We start from the raw sequence: 18,175 nt of genomic DNA, 5'->3' as shown, positions 1-18,175 counted from the left end.
CTTGCGCTGCAGGCGGTAGGCCGTCCGAGGCGAGACACCGATCGCCTTGCCGACCGCCTCCGCGCTCAGGCCCTGTCGCAGGAGGGCGGCGGCGCGGCGCGGCGCAGCGCAGCACTTTCCCCCTGTGCCATTGCCACTGCGCGAATCCGTCGGGCCCGGTGCAGAGCTGCGCCTCGATGGCAGCAAGTGCCGAACCGGTCTGATGGCGCGCCTTCTCCAGCCGCAGCTCGAAGCGCGCGCCGTCGGCCGGCGGCCAGTCGCGCGGACGGCGCGGCGCCATCACCACGTCCATGGCATCGGCGCGCCGGCTGGTGCCGCGCAGGGCGCCCTCGCGGTTGGCGTGGTGGAGACCATGACGATCGCCCGCCCGACGCGCTTCTGCAGGCCGAGGAAATAGCGGAGCTCCTGCCGGCGCTCGGTGTCGCGCTGGAAGACGCGGCCGGTCAGGCTGGACAGGCTGTCGACGATCACCAGGTCGACGTCCCCCAGCTTTCGACCAGGCGCCGGAGCCCCCTCAAGGTCGACAGGTCGAGACGCGCCGCCCCCGGCTCGGCCGCGAGCCACATCCGGAGCGCCGGCGGCGGCGGCCCGAACAGGCGCAGCCGGCCGGCCACCGCCTGCGGGCTCATCTCGCCGTCGAGGTAGAGCACGTTGTGCGGCCGGGGAGCGGTCCAGCCGAGGAAGCTGCCGCCGCCGGCTGCGGCCAGCGCGAGCCCGAGCGCCAGGAAGCTCTTGCCCACCCCGCCGGCCCGTAGATCAGCGCGGCGGTGTCCGGCGCCGCTGCCAGCCGGCGTGTCAGCGCGTGGCAGCCGGCAGTTGGCTCAGGCGCGGAGGATCACCGGCAGCGAGCGGATGCCGCGGATGAAGTTCGAGTAGAGCCGCACCGGCTCGCCGAGGATCTCGGGGCGGAGGTTCCGCTTCAGGATCTCGCGCCACAGGATCTGGAGCTGCAGCTCGGCCAGGCGGTCGCCGACGCAGCGATGGATGCCGGCGCCGAACGACAGGTGCTGGCGCACCCGAGGCCGGTCGATGCGGAAAGCCTCGGGATCTTCCATCACGCTCTCGTCGCGATTGCCCGAGACGTACCACATCACCACCTTGTCGCCCTTCCGGATGGTCTTGCCGGCGAGCTCGGTGTCGCGCGTCGCGGTGCGCCGCATGTGGATGACCGGCGTCTGCCAGCGGATCATCTCGCAGACCGCCGACGGCAGCAGCGCCTCGCTGGCCTCGAGCCTGGCGCGTTCCGCGGGGTAGGCCGCGAAGGCGAGCAGCGCGCCGGTCATCGAGTTGCGCGTGGTGTCGTTGCCGCCGACGATCAGCAGCGCGAAGTTGCCGATGAACTCGTTGAGCGGCATGTCCCGCGTGGCGTCGGAATGCGCCATCATCGAGATCAGGTCGAACTTGGGCGGCGCCGCGGTGCGCTCCTTCCACAGCTCGGCCATCGTCGCGGCCATCGTCCTGAGCTCGGCCATGCGCTCGGCGTTGCTCTTCACCACCGCGTCCTCGGCATCGACGTTGGCGATCGCGACGTCCGACCAATGGGTAAGGCGGCGCCGCTCCGAGAACGGGAAGTCGAACAGCGTCGCCAGCATCATCGCGGTGAGCTCGGTCGAGACCTTGTCGACCCAGTCGAATTCCTGGTTGCGCGGCAGGCCGTCGAGCAGGGCCGCGGTGCGCTGCTCGATGGTCGCCGTCAGGTTGGCGAGGTTGGACGGCGCCACGATCGGCGCCACCGTCCTGCGCTGGGCGGTGTGGCGCGGCGGGTCCATGCGGATGAAGTTGGGCAGCTCCTCGCCCGCGGGCTGGTCGGTAAGCTGGATGCCGCCGTTCGCCGAGGCCGAGGAATAGGTTGCGGGGTCGAGCTCGACCTTCAGGATGTCGGCATGGCGGGTCACCGACCAGTAGGGCCCGTACGGGCTCTCCGGATGGCGGTGGACCGGGTCCTCGGCGCGCAGCCGCGCGAAGTGCGGCCGCCAGCTATCCTCGCGGTAAAGCCTTGGATCGCCGACATCTGCGTGCTCGGTCATGCCCTCCAGCCCGCCCGCAGGGGACGTGCGAGTCAAGCGCTTTCGTCGCAACGGCCCTGCGATTGGCGCGTTGACAGGCCGGAGGGGTGGGCGCAAACCGTCGCCCCGCCGCCCCCTCTGGGCGGCGTTTCACCTATGGCCCCTGACGATACCCGTCCGTCGCCCCTTTCAGCCGTAACCCTGCCTCATGGCGGCGGCGCAGCGGGCCAAACACCCGCCAAGGCGGCCGCGGCGGCGTTGGTCGTGGGCGCGCTGGGCGTGGTGTTCGGCGACATCGGCACCAGTCCGCTCTACACCTTGCGCGAGGTCTTCACCCACGGCTCGGGTATGACCCCGACGCCGCGGCACGTGCTGGGCGTGCTGTCGATCCTGTTCTGGGCGGTGACGCTCACCGTGACGGTGAAATACGTCACCCTGATCATGCGCGCTGACAACAAGGGCGAGGGCGGCGTGCTGGCGCTGGCGACGCTCGCCACCCAGGGCCTCAACGGCCGCGGCCGCACCGTCCGGCGCTGGATCACGCTGTTCGCGGTGATCGGTCTCGCCTTGTTCTACGGCGACGCCATGATCACGCCAGCGATGACGATCATGTCCGCCGTCGAGGGCCTGCAGGCCGTGGCGCCCGGGCTCGACAATTACATGGTGCCGATGTCGCTCCTGATCCTGGTCGGGCTGTTCATGCTGCAGTCCCGCGGCACCGCCGATGTCGGCCGGCTGTTCGGGCCGGTGATGCTGGTATGGTTCCTGGTGCTGGGCGTGCTCGGCGCCTGGCAGATCGCCAAGCACCCGCAGGTGCTGGTGGCGCTCAACCCGATGTACGGCATCACCCTGATCGCCGACCGCGGCATCTACATCTTCCTCGCCTTCGGCTCGATCGTGCTGGCGGTCACCGGCGCCGAGGCGCTCTATGCCGACATGGGCCATTTCGGCCGCAAGCCGATTCGCCTCGCCTGGCTCGGCATCGTGCTGCCCGGCCTGATGCTGAACTATTTCGGCCAGGGCGCGCTGATCATCGAGGACCCCACGGTGGTGAAGCAGGTCTTCTTCGAGCTGGTGCCGCAGGAGATGACGCTGGCGCTGGTCGTGCTCTCGACCCTCGCCGCGGTGATCGCCTCGCAGGCGGTGATCTCGGGCGTGTTCTCGCTGACCCGCCAGGCGATCCAGCTCGGCTACCTGCCGCGCATGGCGATCCTGCACACCTCGGAGACCGAGATCGGCCAGATCTACCTGCCGCGCGTGAACTGGCTGCTGATGGGCGCGATCGTGGCCCTCGTCGTGGGCTTCGGCTCGTCCGACCGGCTGGCCGGCGCCTACGGCCTCGCCGTCACCGGCGCCATGCTGGTCGATGCCGCGCTGGCATTGGCGGTGGCGATCCTGGTGTGGAAGTGGAAGTGGCCGGTGGCGGTCGCCGTATTCGGCTTCCTGGCGATCCCGGATGCCGCCTTCTTCATCGCCAACGCGCTCAAGATCCCGGAGGGCGGCTGGCTGCCCCTGCTGGTGGCGGCGCTGGTGTTCTTCACCATCACGACCTGGCGGCGCGGCCGCGAGCTGGTGACCGCCGACCTCGCCGAGGGCGCGCTGCCGCTGCCGAAGTTCCTCGAGCGCATGGAGCGCGCGCCCGATCGCGTCGCCGGCACCGCGGTGTTCCTGACCGCCGACGCCTCCTCGACGCCGCCGGCCTTCCTGCACAACCTCAAGCACAACAAGATCCTGCACGAACGGATCATCATCATGCAGGTCGACACCATGGACGTGCCGCGGGTGCCCGAGGTCAAGCGGGTCACGGTCGAGCGGCTGGGCAAGGGCTTCTATTCGGTGGTCGCGCGCTACGGCTTCATGGAGCAGCCCGACGTGCCGGCGGCCTTGCGCGCCTGCCGGCCGCATGGCATCGCCTATGACGAGATGGAGACCAGCTTCTTCCTCGGCCGCGAGACCCTGGTGCCGGCGAGCCGTTCCAAGCTCGGCCGGTGGCGGCGCGACTTCTTCATCTCGCTCAGCCACAGCGCCTCGGCGACCAAGGCCTTCTTCCGCATCCCGCCCAACCGCGCGATCGAGCTCGGCAACCAGATCCAGGTTTGATGCCGCAAACCCTGATGCCTCAACCACTCGTCCTGCTGCCGGGCCTGCTCAACACGCGCCGTCTCTACGAACGCCAGATCGCCGACCTGGCCGACCTGGCCGAGCCGATCGTGCCCGAGCTGTGGCACCACGATTCGATCGGCGCCATGGCCGAGGCCACGCTGAAGGCCGCGCCCGAGCGTTTCGCGCTCGCGGGCTTCTCCATGGGCGGCTACGTCTCCTTCGAGATCCTGCGGCGGGCGCCTGAGCGCGTGACGCGGCTCGCGCTGATGGACACCCAGGCGACACCCGACACGCCCGAGGCGACGGCGCGCCGCAAGGGCTTCATCGAGCAGACCAGGCTCGGCCGCTTCCACGGCGTGCAGCCGTCGCTGCTGCCGCAGATCGTGCATCGCGAGCATCTCGACGACCAGTCGATCATCCAGCCAATCGTCGAGATGGCGGCCGAGGTCGGCGCCGACGGCTTCTGCCGCTCGCAGGCCGCGATGATCGCCAGGGTCGACAGCCGGCCGCTGCTGGTCGAGATCAAGCAGCCGACCCTGGTGCTGGTCGGCCGCCAGGACATCGCGACGCCGCTGGCGCGCGCCCAGGAAATGGCTGCCGACATCGGCCATTCTCAGCTGGTGGTGATCGACAAATGCGGACACATGGCGCCGCTGGAGAAGCCGGCCGAGGTCTCGGCCGCGCTCAGGAGATGGCTCACGCAATGACGATCGCCTACGCCACCGAGGACTATCTCGGCGCCGACGACTATATCGACGTGGTGAGGAAGTCGGGCCTCAACCGGCCGGTCGAGGACCGCGGCCGGGTCGAGCGGTACCTCAAGCACAGCAACCTGTTCGTGACGGCGCGCGAGGACGGCAGACTGATCGGCTTCGCCCGCTCGCTGACCGACTTCTGCTTCTGCTGTTACCTGTCGGACCTCGCGGTCGACCGCGCCTTCCAGGGCAAGGGCATCGGCAAGCGCCTGATCGAGGAGACGCGCAAGGCCGCCGGCGGCGCGCAGACGACCACGCTGCTGCTGTCCGCGCCGACCGCCATGACCTTCTACCAGGGCATCAAGATGCCCCACGCCGACAACTGCTTCCTGTATCGGCGCGAAAAATAGCGACGGCTACTTCTTGGTCACCTGACCGCGAATCTCGCCGCCCTTGTTCTTTTCCGTGTGAATGTTGAAGTACCACTTGCCGGCCCGCAGATCGGCGGCCTGCGCGTCGGTCAGGGTCGCCTCCCCCTTGAGGGTCGCCGGCGCCATGTCCTTCACCGGCACGGCAACGCCGGCATTGGCCTTGGCGTCAGCCGGACCATGGAAGTGCGCCATCGTCGCTGGGCCGCTCAGGTCCTTGTAGCTCACGGTGTAGGTGAGCTTCTTGCTCGCCGTGTCATAGGTCGCAGTCAGCGCGCCCGAGCCCTTGCTGTCGACGGCCGGCACCTCGCTGGCACCCTTGAGATCGGCGGTGTAGGTCTCGGTCGCGGCGAACGCGGCCGGGGTAAGCGCAAGCAACGCTGCAGCGGTCAGTAATGTCGTCCTCATGACGCAGTCCTCCTGGTTGTTTGCAGCGCAGGAGAGTCGCCAAAGCGGCGCGATCCGCCAAAACACATTCTCTTGAGGGGGGAATCAGCCGGCGGCGACATCTCCGACAACGCGGACGCGGACGCGGACTGAATTTCCCGGCAGGTAGGCGAGCGGCATGTCCTCGCTCTCGATGGTGGTGAGCGAGGCGCGCGCCGCCCCCGCCGCGACGGCGCGGTCGTTGGCGATGCCCTGCGCCGCGGCCAGTGCATCGGTGCGGCTCAGGTCCTTGAAGATCTGGTCGCATTCGCCCGAGACCTGGGCGATGGCGGCGCCGACGGCATTGGCGCAATCGCCGTGCTCGACATGGACCACCCGAGAGACGCCGGGCAGCTTCTCCGGGATCAGGAAGGCGCCGCCGCCGACCGCGATCAGCGGCACGTCGCCCGCCTCGGTCTTCATGCGATCGATCGCCTCCTCGGCCAGGCGCGCGGCTTCGTCGAACACCTTTTTGCAGGTCGCGGCGTCGAGATGCGCGACCTTCTTCCTGTCGCCGAGGTTCAGCACGCCGGACGCGACGGCGACGTCGGTCGTGGTGAGCTGCCGACCGCCGAAGGCAATGCCCTCCTTCAGCAGGCGATAGCCGACCGAGACCGGGCCGACCTTGAGCGGATCGAGCTGCACGTGGCTGCCGCCGCCGAGACCGATCGACAGCAGGTCGGGCATGCGGAACAGGGTGCGCACGCCGCCGACCTTCACGACGGAATTGGCTTCGCGCGGAAAACCGTGCTTGAGCTGGCCGACGTCGGCCGTGGTGCCGCCGACGTCGATCACCATGGCGTCGGCAAGCCCGGACAGATAGGCCGCCCCGCGCATCGAGTTGGTCGCGCCGGAGGCGAAGCTGTAGACCGGCAGGCGCCGCGCCTGGCCCGCCTCGGCGACGGTGCCGTCGTTCTGGGTGATGAACAGCGGCGCGGCGATGCCGGAATCGGCGATCGCCGTCTCGAAGGCCGCGATGGTGTCGCGGGCAAGGTCGGCCAGCGCGGCGTTGAGCAGGCCGGCATTCTCGCGCTCGAGCAGACCGATGCGGCCGAGATCGGACGAGCAGGTGATGACGGCGTCGGGAATCACCGCGGCCACCAGCTCGGCGGCGCGGCGCTCGTGGCCGGGATCGAGCGGCGAGAAGATCGCGGAGATGGCGACGGACCTGAGGCCCGCGGCCTTCATCTCCTGCACGGCCCCGGTCACCGCCGCCTCGTCGAGCGGCATGAACAGCCGGCCGTCGTATTCGTGGCCGCCCTCGACCATCCAGACGCCGCCGCGGACCAGCGCCGCGAGGTCCTCCGGCCAGTCGCAGAACGGCGGCAGCGAGGCCGAGGCCGGCATGCCGAGCCGCAGCGCCGCGACCTTGGTGAGGCTGCGCCGCTGGACCACGGCATTGATGAAATGCGTGGTGCCGATCATCACGCCGTCGATCTTCTTGCCGGCCAGCACGCCGGTCGAACCGAGGCTCTTCAGCGAGTCGAGGATGCCGGTGGTGACGTCCTCGCTGGTCGGCGCCTTGACGGCGCGCACCACCTTGCCTTCTTCGATCAAAACGGCGTCGGTGTTGGTGCCGCCCACGTCGATGCCGATGCGTCTCATGACGAAAACACGCTCCTGAAATCGAGGTCGTAGCCGAAGGCGCGCGGGCCGACATGCTCGAGGCCCTTAGCGGTGAGGAAGATGGGGGTCGGCGGCAGCGCGATCACGGTGACGCGCTGGCCGTAGCGGATCGTCTCGCTGCCCACCGCCTCGCCCGAAGCCGTATCGAGCACGCAGATCAGGTCGGGCGTCATGGCGAGCGGCTCGCCGTCGCGATGGGCGACGATCCATTCGTTCTGGAAGTTGATGGCGAGCTGCGAGCCGCGGAAGTCGTCGATCCCATCAAATCGGGCAATGCCGCGCAAAAAACCTTCGGTGGCGCGGCGCGCCACGTCGATCACCTTGCCCGTGTAAAGCAGCTTGCCCGGCTCGACCGAGAGGATCGCCGCAACCGGATCGGTGTGCTCGCGCTGCGCCTTGCGCACCGCGGTGCCCAGCGCGATCGCCTTGGTCGTGGTGCCATGGATGCCCCATTGCTTGACCTCGGCACCGGTGCGCGGCGGCTGGCAGGTGGCGGCGACCGAGCCGTATTCGACGCAGATCTTGCGGCCGATGCGCTCGGCCCATTTCCAGTTCGGCACCTTGTGCACGATGCTCTCGAAGCCGCGCACGTCGACCAGGCTGACCGGATCGCCGCTGAGGCCGCCGACCGCGACCGAGGTCATCTGCAGCTCGGGGTACGCGCGGCCCATGGTGTCGCTGTCGACCACCGGCAGATTGAGATGGGCGGCCGCCATGAACGGCCGCACACCGTTGGCGCCGCCGATCTCCATGCTCATCAGCGCGGCGAAACGCCGGCCGAGATGGCGCTCCATCACGGTCACGGCCTTGGCGAGCGTCAGGCTGTCGGTCAGCCGCTCCTGCCCGACCAGCGGCGCGCCCATGTTGGCGACCGTGCCGACCCAGTCGTCGTCGGCAAGATCGGCCGCGTCCATCAGCTCGACCCGATGCCCGTCCTTATAGAGCATGCGCATGTTGAGCAGCGGCAGGTACGGATTACCGCCACCGCCAGTCCCCAGGATCCAGGCGCCGACGGCAAGCGATTCGATGTCGTCGAGGGAGAGTTGCCGACGCTTCATGCGAACACGCTCTTGAACTCGATGTCGTAGCCGAAGGCGCGCGGCCCGACATGCTGCAGGCCCTTCGCGCTCAGGAACACCGGCGGCGGCGGCAGCGCGATCACCGTCACCCGCTGGCCGTAGCGGATGGTCTCGGTGCCGACCGCCTCGCCCGAGATCGAATCGAGCACGCAGATCAGGTCGGGCGACATGGCGACCGGCTTGCCGTCGAGCCAGGCGACGATCCATTCGTTCTGGAAATTGATCTCCATCGCGGCGCCGCGGAACGCGTCCATGCCGTCGAACCGGGTGCGCCCGCGCAAAAAACCTTCGGTGGCGCGGCGCTCGACGTCGGTCACCTTGCCGCGATAGAGCACCTTGCCGGGCTCGACCGAAAGGATCGCCGCGATCGGATCCTCATGCTTGCGCTGCGCCTCGCGCACCGCGGCGCCGATCGCGATCGCCTTGGTCGTGGTGCCGTGGATGCCCCACTTCTTGACCTCGGCGCCGGTGCGCGGCGCCTTGCAGGTCGAGGCGATCGAGCCGTACTCGACGCAGATCTTGCGGCTGACCCGCTCCATCCATTTCCAGGTCGGCACGCTCTCGACCACCGATTCGAGGCCGCGCACATCGACGGTGGTCAGCGGACAGGGCTTGAGATCGCCGACCGCGACCGAGGTCATCTGCGCCTCGGGATAGGCGCGGCCCATCATGTCTGAATCGATCACCGGACGTTTCAGGTGCGCCGCCGCCATGAGCGGCTGGATCGAGTTCCCGCCGCCGATCTCCAGCGACATGATTCCGCGGAAACGCACGCGGACGTGCTCCTCCATCAGCGCCACGGCGCGCGCTATCGTACGGCTGTCGGTCAGCCGCTCCTGCCCGACCAGCGGCGCGCCCATGTTGGACACGGCGCCGACCCAGTCGTCGTCGGCCAAGTCTGCAGACGACATGAGCTGAACCCGATCACCCTCCTTGTAGAGGGCGCGCATGTTCAGGAGCCCGAGATAGGGGCTGCCGCCGCCCCCGGTGCCCAGCACCCAGGCGCCGACCGCCAGCGATTCGATGTCCTCCAGGGTGATGTCACGCAGAGCCATGGTTTGCTATGTAGCCGTCTGTCCTCAAGGAGAGCAAAGGCAATGTCCGAGCCAACCATCAACCTCGTCGCGTTCTGCGGAAGCCTGCGCAAAGCCTCGTTCAACCGCCTGGCGCTGCAGGCCTTCATCGAGCGCCTGCCGCAGGGCGTGAAGGTCGAGACCATCGAGATCGGCGACTGGCCGCTCTACAACGCCGACATCCAGGCACAGGGCTTCCCGGCTCAGGTGCAGGCCGCGCAGCAGAAGACGCTGGCCGCCGACGGCATCGTCTTTGCATCGCCGGAATACAACTACTCGGTCTCGGGCGTGCTGAAGAACGCCATCGACTGGCTGTCGCGCCTGACGCCGCAGCCCTTCGCCGGCAAGCCGATGGCCCAGTTCGGCGCCTCGGGCGGCCCGCTCGGCACGGCCCGCGCGCAATATCACCTGCGCCAGATGATGATTTTTCTCGACGGCCGGATGGTCAACAAGCCGGAGGTCATGATCGGCGCGGCGCCGAGCAAATTCGCCGACGGCAAGTTCACCGACGAGGTGGGCGCCAAGCTGCTGACCGATCTCGGCGCGGCGCTGGTGCTGTCGGTACGCCAGCACCGGGCCCACGCGCACGTGAAGTGACCCAGAACATCTACGACAACGCCGGCTTCTTCGCCGGCTACGCGCAGCTCCGGCGCTCCGTCGATGGCCTCGACGGCGCGCCGGAATGGCCGACGCTGAAATCGATGTTGCCCGACCTGACGGGCAAACGGGTGGTCGATCTCGGCTGCGGCTTCGGCTGGTTCTGTCGTTGGGCGCGCGGCGCCGGCGCGGCCGAGGTGCTGGGCCTCGACGTCTCGGCCAACATGCTGACGCGCGCGCGCGAAACGACATCCGATCCCGCAATCGCCTATCGCCAGGCCGATCTCGAGACGCTCGAGTTGCCGCCCGCGTCGTTCGATCTGGCCTACAGCTCGCTCACCCTGCACTACCTCGAGCAGCTCGGCCGCCTGTTCGCAGCGGTACATCGGGGCCTGGCGCCGGGTGGCCGCTTCGTCTTCTCTGCCGAGCATCCGCTCTACACCGAGACCGGGCCGGACTATCTCGACGAGGGCCCGCGCGCCACCGACTGGCTGGCCAAGGGCGTGGTCAAGCAGCACCGCACGCTCGCGACCACTCTCAACCTGCTGATCGCCGCCGGCTTCAGCGTGCAGCGGGTCGAAGAATGGGGGCCGACGCGCGAGGAGATCGCGGCCCATCCGGAGTGGAAGATCGACCATCGGCGGCCGTCCTTCCTGCTGGTGTCGGCGACGCGCTAGGCGGGCGTCGTGTGGACGTGCTCGGGCCGCACGCCCATGGCGATGAGGCGGGCCGGAACGCGGCGCAGGAACGGCAGCCACTGCATCAGGCGCAGGACGAACGGCACATGCAGCGCTCCGCCTGACGCGAGTGTCGGCGCGATGATGCGGTTCTGCACGAAGACCTGGGCGGCCTGTGTGGCGCGCGCGGCGAACAGCCGTCGCGCCTGGACGGCGGCGAGGTCGGCGTCGGTCGCCCGCCCCTCGCGCAAGGGTACGGCCAGGATGTTCGCCGCCGCGACCGCGTCCTGGATGGCGATATTGATGCCGACCCCGCCGACCGGAGACATGGTGTGCGCGGCATCGCCGATGCACAGCACGCCGGGCCTCCACCATGTCTCCAGCCGGTCGACGCCGACGGTGAGCAGCTTGAGGTCATCCATCGAGCCGAGCTCGCCGAGACGACCGGCGAAGGCCGGCACCAGCCGCCCGATCGTCGCCCGCACCCCCGCAAGGCCCGCTGCGCGCACCTTTCCGGCACCGCCCTTGGGAATGACATAGGCGCATTGCCAGTAATCGCCGCGGTCGAGCATCACCAGGATGCTGCCGACATCGAAGCGGCCCATGACCTCGCCGGGATCGCCGGCCTGCCGGCTGAGGCGGAACCACAGCACGTCGATCGGCGCGCCGAGGTCGAGCACCTTGAGGCCGGTTGCCTCGCGCACCGTCGAATGCCGGCCGTCGGCGCCGACCACCAGATCGGCGCGAATCTCCTCGGACTGGCCGTCGATCGTGGCGCGCACGCCCGCGACCTTGCCGCTTTCCTCGATCAGGCCGTGCGCCTCGGCGTGCATCAGGAGCGTGAAGCCGGGATAGGCCTTGCCGTGCCGTGCCAGGAAATCGAGGAAGTCCCATTGCGGCATCATGGCGATGTAGGGCGCGGGCACAGGCAGGTGGGTGAGATCGGCGATCTCCACCCTCTCGCCGCCGAAGTAACCCGCGAAGCGATGGATCTTGTGGTGCGGTAGCCGCAGGAATTCTTCGAGCAGGCCGAGTTCCTGCATCACCGTGAGCGTCGAGGGATGAACGGTGTCGCCGCGGAAATCGCGCAGGAAATCGCCGTGCTTCTCCAGCACCATGACGCTCACGCCCGACCGCGCCAGCAGGAACCCCAGCATCATGCCCGCGGGCCCACCGCCCACGATGCAGCACTGGGTCCGGATCATTCGAGTATCTCGCGCAGCACGCGGCCGGTGGCGGTGATGGCGAGCAGCGCCGGCACGCCGAGGGCAGGCTTCACCTGCTCCTTGGTCGCGGGCGTGTAGCTCATGCAGTCCATCGCCACGAGGTCGGGTTTCCGCGCCGCCAGCCGCCGTGCCGCGGCATCGGCCTCGCGCGCATCGGCGCTGGGCGCCAGCGCCTCGGCGAACACCTCCAGCCCCGGCCGCGCCCATTTCGACGCAAGCTTCTCGCTCTGCTCGGCGAGCGGGATCAGCAGCCCGAGCCGGCCGCGCGGCAGAAGCCCTGTCGCCAACCCGTTCAGCACCCGTGACGGGAACAGCACCCCCTCGTCGCCCTCCATCGGCGGAAACTCGCCGGTGCAGGCATAGACGATCGCGTCGCAGCCGTCGGCCCTGAGCTTCGCGAAGGTCTGCGGCGAGCGGGCGATCACCGCCTTCTTGGAGATCTTTACGTCGCGCCTGCCGCGCAGGCGGGTATAGAGCGTGTCGCCGCCGTTCTCCGGCTTCGCCGTATCGACCTCGGCGTCGCTCAGGCCATCGAGCGCACCCCGCAGCAGCACCTTGGTGCCAGCCGGCGCGTGCTGAGCGAAGAGATCGGCGATGTCGTCGCGCGGCGCCTGGCCGATGGTGATGATCCCGAGGGTGCGAGGCATGGCAGGATCATACCAGACAGGAGTACGCTGTCGTCATGTTCGACCGCATCACCTTCGATCCCGAGATCATGGGTGGGCGCGCCTGCATCCGCGGCATGCGCATCCCGGTGTACGTGATTGTGTCGCAAATCGCGCATGGCGCGGATTTTGAGGAGGTACTTCGGGAATATCCCGCCTTGGAGCGCGAGGATATCCATCAGGCACTCGCATATGCCTCTGAGTTGGTTCGAGGAGCGTGATGCAATCGAAAACCATCAAGAGCCTCGAGAGCAGTGACGGCAAGCGGCGCGCGGTGATCGTCGAAAGACCCGACGGCACGTTCCAAATGATTGAAGAGTATTGGCGTCGAAACGAGTTCGATGGCCGTTTGATTTACGAAGGGTGGTTGCCTCTCTCGCGCCATGCGTCATTTTTCGAGACAGTGGAGATCGCCGAACGCGAGGCGAGCGCGCGCTTTCACTGGCTTCGCGACTAAGCGTCCAGCGCCACGACGTCGGTATCGTTCCAGGCGAGGCCGACCGGATCGCCCGGTCCGCGCGGGCTGCGCTCGCCGGCATGGGTCTCGCGGGCGAGCCAGGTGCGGCCGCCGGCCTGCACCCGGTATAACGTCGCGCCGCCCAGGAAGTTGGCGGTCTCGATCGTGCCGGAAACCCGCGCCTCCGCCGGCGTCACGAGGCGGATCTTCTCTGGGCGCAGCGCGCGTCCCTGGCCGCCTTCCTCCAGCAGGTTGATCTCGCCGATGAAGTCGGCGACGAAGCGGGTGCGCGGGCGCTCGTAGATCTCGGTCGGCGCGCCGACCTGCTCGACCTTGCCATGGTTCATCACGGCAATGCGGTCGCTCATCGCCAGCGCCTCTTCCTGGTCGTGGGTGACGAACACCAGGGTGACGCCGAGCCGCCGCTGCAGCTCCTTCAGCTCGAACTGCATCTGCTGGCGCAGCTTGCGGTCGAGCGCGCCGAGCGGCTCGTCGCACAAGAGCACGCGCGGCTCGATGACGAGCGCGCGGGCGAGCGCCACGCGCTGCTGCTGGCCGCCGGAGAGCTGGCTGGGGCGGCGATCCTCCAGGCCGGTCAGCGCGACCTGGGCGAGCGCGGCCGCGACGCGGCGCTCGATGTCGGCCTTCGGCACGTCACGCATGCGCAAGCCGAAGGCCACGTTCTGCGCCACCGTGCGGTGCGGGAACAGCGCGTAGGACTGGAACACCATGCCCATGTCGCGGCGGTGCACCGGCACGTCGGTGATGTCCTGGCCGCCGACATGGACACGGCCCGAGTCCGGCATCTCGAAGCCCGCGATCATGCGCAAGGAGGTGGTCTTGCCGCAGCCCGAGGGGCCGAGCAGCGAGAAGAACTCGCCGGCCGCGATGTCGAGCGTGACCCCGTCGACGGCAACGACCTTGCCGTCGAATGTCTTGGTCACGTTCTCCAGTTTGATGGTCGCGGATGTCATGCCCTGTCATCCCGAAGCCGCTGGCCGAGGGATCTTTCCTGTTGCTCCAAAGATCCCTCGCTTCGCTCGGGATGACAGCCTGCGGACATCTAACCCTTCAGGATCTTGGTGACGCGGGCGTCGATATCGTCCTTGCGGGCGTTGTACCACTTCCAGTCGGGCTGGATCAGCGTCGCGACCTTCTCCGGCCTGGTCAGCAGCTTGGCGTCGTACTTGGCGTCGAGCTTCACCTTCTTGTTGGCCGGCGAATACCACACGCCCTCGGCCAGCAGCTTCTGCACGTCGGGCCGCAGCATGTAGTCGATGTAGGCGTAGGCCAGCTCCTTGACCTTGCTGCCCGGCGGCACGTTCAGCACCTGCTCGAGCGCCATCACGCCCTCGCTGGGGCTGGCGAAGTCGACCGGCTGGTTCTGGCCCTCGTAGCGGTAGACGCCGGAATCGTGGATCACGCCCTCCGACACCTCGCCGCTCAGCAGCATCTTCTCCATCTGGCCGGTGAAATCGACTAGCTTGATCGGCTTGAGCTGCTCGAGCGCCTTGTAGGCGGCGTCGAGGTCCTGCAGGCCCTTGCCGTAGACCTTGCCCAGCATCATCAGGTGGCACTGGCCGAGGCTGTTGACCGGGATCAGGTAGCCTCCGCGCGCGCCGGCGAGCTTGGGATCGGCCAGATCCTTCCACGACTTGGGCGGCGTCAGGCCCTTGTCGGTGCGATAGCCCAGCCCGATCGCCGAGGTGAAGATGGCGACGCCGACGATCTTGTCGCTCACCGACCAGGGATGGACGTCGGCGACGTTGGGCACTTCCTTGGTGGTGAACTTGTCCATCACCAGCCCCTCGGTCAGAGCGCTCCACTGCTCGTTGGAGTTGGTGTGGAAGACGTCGTAGAGCGGATCGTTCTTGGCGCTGGCCTGCAGCTTGGGCATGAACGGGAAGGCCTGGTCGGCCGACACCGTGCACTTGAACTCCTTCTCGAAGACCGGCAGCACCGTTGCCTTCATAATGTCGCCCCACTTGCCGCCCCAGGTGGTGATCTTGAGGGTCTTGGTCTGGGCGTGAGAAATTGCGGGCGTGCCGACAGTCGCTGCGGCCGCCAGGCTGGCGCCGGTACGAAGCATGGAACGACGTGAGATCATGGGAACCCCTCCTGCTTTCTTGATCACAGCTTAACGTAGGCCTTGAGGCCGATCAGCCTTTCCAGCGCCAGCACCACCGACAGCGCCAGCAAGATCGAGACCATCGAGGCCGCGGCGATCGCGCCGTCGAGGTCGAACTTCATGTAGTTGAACAGCACCACCGGCAGGGTTTCATTCTTGGGCATCACCAGGAACAGCGACACCGGGAATTGGTCGAACGAGACGATGAAGGCGAACACCCCGCCCGCGAACACGCCGGGCCGGATCAGCGGCAAGGTGACCTCGAAGAAGACGCGAGTTGGGCTGGCGCCCAGCGCGGCCGCGGCTTCCTCGATGCGATGGTCGAAATTGTGCAGCACCGCCAGGGTGGTGCGCAGAACGTATGGCACGGCGACCAGGGTGTGCGCCATGATCAGGCCCCACACCGGCCGGCCGATGCCGGCCAGCAGGTAGGACTGGAACAGCGCCAGGCCGGTCAGGATGGCCGGCAGCATCAAGGGCGACATGAAGAACGCCGTGAGGAAGGTCCGCCCGGGCAGCCGGCCGCGCGCCAGGGCCAGCGCACAGGCGCCGCCGATCACGACCGACAGCACGAGCACGCAGAGCGCCACCCACAGCGACAGGGCGAGCGCGTTCATGAAGTCGCTGCCGGCGAAGAATTTCTGGAACCAGCGCAGGCTGACGCCGACCGGCGGGAAGGAGATGTACGGCGTCGGGTTCAGCGCGAACACGACGACGATGGCGATCGGCGCCAGCAGGAACGCGACCAGCAGGAGATTGAGGGCCAGATAGGCGGCGCTGCCGGCGTCGAACGGCCTCCGCTTCGGCGCCGCGCTCATGCCAGTTGCTCGCCCGACAGCTGGGCCAGGATGCGGTTATAGGCGATCACGATCACCAGGCAGACCGCCAGCAGGATGACGCCCAGCGCGCCGGCGAAGTTGGGATTGAAGCTGGTGCCGACCTGCTGGGCGATCAGCATCGGCAGGGTCAGCACGTCGGTGCCGCCCATCAGCGACGGCGTGACGTAGGCGCTGATCGCCAGCGCGAACACCAGCAGCGAGCCCGCCAGGATGCCGGGCAGGCTGAGCGGCAACGTGACCTCGACGAAGGCGCGCAAGCGGCCGGCGCCGAGGCTGCGGGCGGCCTGCTCCAGCCGCTCGTCGATGCGGCCGATCACGCCGATCAAGGTCAGCACCATGAACGGCACGTAGATATGGACCAGCGCAACCACCGTGCCGAACTCGTTGTACATCAGCGGCAAGGGCTTCTGGATCAGGCCGAGCCCGATCAGGGTAGTGTTGATGACGCCCTTGTCCTGCAGGATGGTCATCCAGGCGAAGGTGCGCACCACGATGCCGGTCAGCAGCGGCGCGATCACCGCCATCAGCGCCAGCGCATGGCCGAGCCGCGACTGCATGCGCGCCATCCAGTGCGCCAGCGGATAGCCGATCAGCAGCGAGACCACGGTCGTCACCAGGCCGATGCGCAAGGTCGCCCAGAGCGAATCGTGGAAGATGCCGGCGGTGTCGAAGATGAAGCGCTCGTAGTGGCGCGTCGTCAGGAAGGCGTTGGGATTGGTCACCGGATTGCCGGAGTAGACCGACATCACCGCCATCACGCCGAACGGCAGCACGAAGAACAGCACGAACAGCAGGACGGCGGGAGCGATCAGCCAGGCGATCGGCGACGGACGATGGGAAACGACAGTCATAGGTTCCGCATCGTGGCGCAGGTCGATGCTTCGGTCCACGCCGAAGGACATCGCGGTCGCTCCGTGGTACGAGCGCCGCGACATGGCATCGAAATTGCCGCTGCTCGTGCTGCTGATCGCCGTCACCTGCCTCAGCCAGTTCTATCGAGTCTCCAATTCCGTGATCGCGCCCGAGCTGGCGCGCGACTTGCACTTGAGCGCTCGCCAGATCGGCTGGGCCGGCAGCGCCTTCTTCTTCGCGCTGTTCGCGGTGCAGCTCCCGGTCGGGCTGTGGTTCGACCGTTTCGGGGCGCGGCGCACGGTCTCGGCGGTATCGCTGCTCGCGGTCGTCGGCGCGGTCTGGATCGCGCATGCGGCCAACGCCGCCGACCTGATCACCGGCCGCATCATCGTCGGCGTGGGCTGCGACGCCTCGTTCATGTCGGTGGTCTTCCTGTGCGCCCGCTGGTTCAGCGCCCGTGAGCTGTCGACGGCGCTGAGCTGGGTGTTCGCCGCCTCGAACCTCGGCACGCTTGCCGGCGCCACGCCGCTCGCCTGGGTCGCTGCCGAGATCGGTTGGCGGAACGGCTTCCTCGGACTGGCCGCGCTCACCCTGCTGGTAGCGGTGCTGTTCTACGCCGTCGTGCGTGACCGGCCGCCCGGCTCGACCCTGCCGACCACGCACAAGGAGCCGCTGGGCGACGTGTTCCGCGGCCTGTGGCAGGTCTGGCGGACCAAGGGCCTGCTGCCGCTGCTCTCCATGCATTTCTTCGCCTACGCCACCATGCTGACGGTGCTCGGCGTGTGGGGCGGGCCGTATCTCTACGACGTGCATAAGCTCGACGGCATGCAGCGCGGCAACGTGCTGCTGGCGATGGGGCTGGCTCAGACCATCGGCATCCTGTGCTACGGCCCGATGGACCGCATCCTGCACTCGCGCAAGCAGGCGGTGATCCTCGGCACCTACGTGACGGCGGCGCTGCTGCTGGCGCTGGCGGCGATCGCCAAGCCGTCGCTGCCGGTAGCGGTCGTGCTGCTGGTCGCGATCTGCTTCTGCTGCGCCTTCGGCACGGTGATCGTGGCGCAGGGCCGCACGCTGTTCCCCGACCGCCTCGGCGGCCGCGCGGTGACGACGGTGAACATGGCGCAGTGCCTCGGGCTGACCGTCCTGCCCGCCGTCACCGGCTACATCGTCGAAGGCTTCGGCGCGAGCGACCTTGCCTACCGGCTGGTGTTCGCCACCCTGGCCGGCGGGCTGGTGCTGGGCTCGCTCGCCTACTTCCGAGCACCGGACAACGCATCGGGTTGATTGCTACACTT

The 18,175-nt window shown here is 68.2% G+C and carries 21 protein-coding genes; 8 read left to right on the top strand and 13 right to left on the bottom strand.

Translation table 11 applies throughout. The features are described 5' to 3' along the window. Positions 1 to 279: 279 nt before the first annotated feature. The 3 genes from J0J01_RS04185 to J0J01_RS04175 form a co-directional block, all read right to left on the bottom strand. A complete protein-coding gene (locus J0J01_RS04185; RefSeq protein WP_296378948.1) occupies positions 280 to 471 on the bottom strand; it encodes a hypothetical protein in 192 nt (63 codons plus the stop codon). Next, complete coding sequence (locus J0J01_RS04180) at positions 468 to 740, bottom strand: AAA family ATPase (RefSeq protein WP_296378947.1); 273 nt, start codon at positions 738 to 740, stop codon at positions 468 to 470. Before J0J01_RS04180 ends, J0J01_RS04185 begins: the two co-directional genes overlap by 4 nt. 81 nt (positions 741 to 821) lie before the next feature. Beyond that, the gene (locus J0J01_RS04175; RefSeq protein WP_296378946.1) at positions 822 to 2,027 is read right to left on the bottom strand and encodes a cytochrome P450; all 1,206 of its coding nucleotides are present in this window, start codon (positions 2,025 to 2,027) and stop codon (positions 822 to 824) included. A gap of 135 nt (positions 2,028 to 2,162) precedes the next feature. Between J0J01_RS04175 and J0J01_RS04170 the strand changes: the two genes are divergently transcribed. The 3 genes from J0J01_RS04170 to J0J01_RS04160 are packed head-to-tail and all read left to right on the top strand — an operon-like array spanning position 2,163 to position 5,214. Continuing rightward, positions 2,163 to 4,106 (top strand): potassium transporter Kup, encoded by a 1,944-nt coding sequence (locus tag J0J01_RS04170; protein ID WP_296378945.1) that lies wholly within the window; start codon positions 2,163 to 2,165, stop codon positions 4,104 to 4,106. Positions 4,107 to 4,120: 14 nt separating this feature from the next. Beyond that, positions 4,121 to 4,816 (top strand): alpha/beta hydrolase, encoded by a 696-nt coding sequence (locus tag J0J01_RS04165; RefSeq protein ID WP_296378944.1) that lies wholly within the window; start codon positions 4,121 to 4,123, stop codon positions 4,814 to 4,816. Next, complete coding sequence (locus tag J0J01_RS04160) at positions 4,813 to 5,214, top strand: GNAT family N-acetyltransferase (protein ID WP_296378943.1); 402 nt, start codon at positions 4,813 to 4,815, stop codon at positions 5,212 to 5,214. The genes J0J01_RS04165 and J0J01_RS04160 overlap by 4 nt, the downstream gene beginning before the upstream one ends. Positions 5,215 to 5,220: 6 nt before the next feature. Here J0J01_RS04160 and J0J01_RS04155 read toward each other — a convergent pair whose 3' ends face one another. From J0J01_RS04155 to J0J01_RS04140, 4 genes are all read right to left on the bottom strand, one after another. Further along, positions 5,221 to 5,640, bottom strand: coding sequence for a CHRD domain-containing protein (locus J0J01_RS04155; RefSeq protein ID WP_296378942.1), 420 nt, complete (start codon positions 5,638 to 5,640; stop codon positions 5,221 to 5,223). A gap of 84 nt (positions 5,641 to 5,724) precedes the next feature. Continuing rightward, positions 5,725 to 7,263 (bottom strand): hydantoinase/oxoprolinase family protein, encoded by a 1,539-nt coding sequence (locus tag J0J01_RS04150; RefSeq protein WP_296378941.1) that lies wholly within the window; start codon positions 7,261 to 7,263, stop codon positions 5,725 to 5,727. After that, a complete protein-coding gene (locus J0J01_RS04145) occupies positions 7,260 to 8,342 on the bottom strand; it encodes a DUF917 domain-containing protein (protein ID WP_296378940.1) in 1,083 nt (360 codons plus the stop codon). Before J0J01_RS04145 ends, J0J01_RS04150 begins: the two co-directional genes overlap by 4 nt. Continuing rightward, positions 8,339 to 9,418 (bottom strand): DUF917 domain-containing protein, encoded by a 1,080-nt coding sequence (locus J0J01_RS04140; protein ID WP_296378939.1) that lies wholly within the window; start codon positions 9,416 to 9,418, stop codon positions 8,339 to 8,341. Before J0J01_RS04140 ends, J0J01_RS04145 begins: the two co-directional genes overlap by 4 nt. A 42-nt stretch (positions 9,419 to 9,460) precedes the next feature. Between J0J01_RS04140 and J0J01_RS04135 the strand changes: the two genes are divergently transcribed. After that, entirely contained in the window at positions 9,461 to 10,033 is a 573-nt protein-coding gene (locus J0J01_RS04135) for an NAD(P)H-dependent oxidoreductase (protein WP_296378938.1), read from the top strand. Then, positions 10,030 to 10,710, top strand: coding sequence for a class I SAM-dependent methyltransferase (locus J0J01_RS04130; RefSeq protein WP_296378937.1), 681 nt, complete (start codon positions 10,030 to 10,032; stop codon positions 10,708 to 10,710). The genes J0J01_RS04135 and J0J01_RS04130 overlap by 4 nt, the downstream gene beginning before the upstream one ends. On the opposite strand, the gene J0J01_RS04125 is transcribed toward J0J01_RS04130, so the two are convergent. Together J0J01_RS04125 and J0J01_RS04120 are read right to left on the bottom strand one after the other, a co-directional pair. Continuing rightward, positions 10,707 to 11,915 carry an FAD-dependent oxidoreductase gene (locus J0J01_RS04125; RefSeq protein ID WP_296378936.1) on the bottom strand — a complete coding sequence of 403 codons (1,209 nt, stop codon included), beginning with the start codon at positions 11,913 to 11,915 and terminating at the stop codon, positions 10,707 to 10,709. The genes J0J01_RS04130 and J0J01_RS04125 overlap by 4 nt on opposite strands. Continuing rightward, complete coding sequence (locus J0J01_RS04120; protein WP_296378935.1) at positions 11,912 to 12,583, bottom strand: AroM family protein; 672 nt, start codon at positions 12,581 to 12,583, stop codon at positions 11,912 to 11,914. The genes J0J01_RS04125 and J0J01_RS04120 overlap by 4 nt, the downstream gene beginning before the upstream one ends. 35 nt (positions 12,584 to 12,618) lie before the next feature. Here J0J01_RS04120 and J0J01_RS04115 point away from each other — a divergent pair, with 35 nt between their 5' ends. Both J0J01_RS04115 and J0J01_RS04110 read left to right on the top strand, forming a co-directional pair. Next, positions 12,619 to 12,822, top strand: a complete 204-nt coding sequence (locus J0J01_RS04115) for a DUF433 domain-containing protein (RefSeq protein WP_296378934.1) — start codon at positions 12,619 to 12,621, stop codon at positions 12,820 to 12,822. Further along, positions 12,822 to 13,058 carry a hypothetical protein gene (locus J0J01_RS04110; protein WP_296378933.1) on the top strand — a complete coding sequence of 79 codons (237 nt, stop codon included), beginning with the start codon at positions 12,822 to 12,824 and terminating at the stop codon, positions 13,056 to 13,058. The genes J0J01_RS04115 and J0J01_RS04110 overlap by 1 nt, the downstream gene beginning before the upstream one ends. Here the strand turns inward: J0J01_RS04110 and J0J01_RS04105 are convergent. The 4 genes from J0J01_RS04105 to J0J01_RS04090 all read right to left on the bottom strand — a co-directional run bounded on the left by J0J01_RS04105 (position 13,055) and on the right by J0J01_RS04090 (position 16,876). Then, entirely contained in the window at positions 13,055 to 14,032 is a 978-nt protein-coding gene (locus J0J01_RS04105) for an ABC transporter ATP-binding protein (protein WP_296378932.1), read from the bottom strand. The two genes, J0J01_RS04110 and J0J01_RS04105, sit on opposite strands and share 4 nt — an antisense overlap. Positions 14,033 to 14,121: 89 nt before the next feature. Beyond that, on the bottom strand, positions 14,122 to 15,165 hold the full coding sequence (locus tag J0J01_RS04100) for a substrate-binding domain-containing protein (protein WP_296378931.1): 1,044 nt from the start codon (positions 15,163 to 15,165) through the stop codon (positions 14,122 to 14,124). A 23-nt stretch (positions 15,166 to 15,188) separates the two neighbouring features. Beyond that, positions 15,189 to 16,004, bottom strand: coding sequence for an ABC transporter permease (locus J0J01_RS04095; protein ID WP_296378930.1), 816 nt, complete (start codon positions 16,002 to 16,004; stop codon positions 15,189 to 15,191). Continuing rightward, a complete protein-coding gene (locus tag J0J01_RS04090) occupies positions 16,001 to 16,876 on the bottom strand; it encodes an ABC transporter permease (protein ID WP_296378929.1) in 876 nt (291 codons plus the stop codon). Before J0J01_RS04090 ends, J0J01_RS04095 begins: the two co-directional genes overlap by 4 nt. 25 nt (positions 16,877 to 16,901) lie before the next feature. Between J0J01_RS04090 and J0J01_RS04085 the strand changes: the two genes are divergently transcribed. Next, on the top strand, positions 16,902 to 18,164 hold the full coding sequence (locus tag J0J01_RS04085) for an MFS transporter (RefSeq protein WP_296378928.1): 1,263 nt from the start codon (positions 16,902 to 16,904) through the stop codon (positions 18,162 to 18,164). Positions 18,165 to 18,175: the final 11 nt, after the last annotated feature.

Source organism: Reyranella sp. (assembly GCF_017305915.1).
GTDB lineage: Bacteria > Pseudomonadota > Alphaproteobacteria > Reyranellales > Reyranellaceae > Reyranella.
Note: the sequence above shows the minus strand (reverse complement) of the source record. Positions and strands in the feature narration are given on the sequence as shown.